The organism is Gilliamella sp. B14384G12, from assembly GCF_016101825.1.
GTDB lineage: Bacteria > Pseudomonadota > Gammaproteobacteria > Enterobacterales > Orbaceae > Gilliamella > Gilliamella apicola_N.
This window is the reverse complement of sequence record NZ_JACFPU010000046.1, coordinates 1-485: the sequence shown is the minus strand read 5'-3', so window position 1 is coordinate 485 and position 485 is coordinate 1. Positions and strand designations below refer to the sequence as shown.

Sequence of the window (485 nt, the reverse complement as noted above, 5' to 3'; positions counted from 1 at the left end):
TAAACCAATTCTGATACTATTCTTCAACTTTAATGGTATAAACTTTCTTAAAGTCTCTTCCCGGACACGACATTGTACCGTAAGTGCCTCCATAAAGTTTTATTGTGATTGTCCCTGTAACTTTAGGTGTTCCCTTTACTTCAAGATCATTATAGGAAACATATTCTGTTCCAAAATCAGTAGGAGATAATTCAAGTCCGGATTTTTCTGGTTGGATATCATAGTAAAAGTCATGGCGATTAGCGTGGCCACCAAAAACTTCAATTTTAGCATAATAGGGATTACCCAATGTGGCATTGGGTAACGATTTAGGTAGAACTTCCATTTTTTCCATACAAAAACAACCGGTAAGAGCAGTAATCAGAAAAAGTCCAATGATTAACATTAAATAATATCGTATTTTTTTCATAAAATCTAAACCAATTCTGATACTATTCTTCAACTTTAATGGTATAAACTTTCTTAAAGTCTCTTCCCGGACACGA

The 485-nt window shown here is 33.8% G+C and carries 1 protein-coding gene; it reads right to left on the bottom strand.

Going from position 1 to position 485, the window contains the following annotated elements; genetic code table 11:
* Positions 1-16: 16 nt before the first annotated feature.
* Positions 17-409 (bottom strand): hypothetical protein, encoded by a 393-nt coding sequence (locus tag H3S73_RS13590; protein ID WP_198236989.1) that lies wholly within the window; start codon positions 407-409, stop codon positions 17-19.
* Positions 410-485 lie beyond the last annotated feature (76 nt).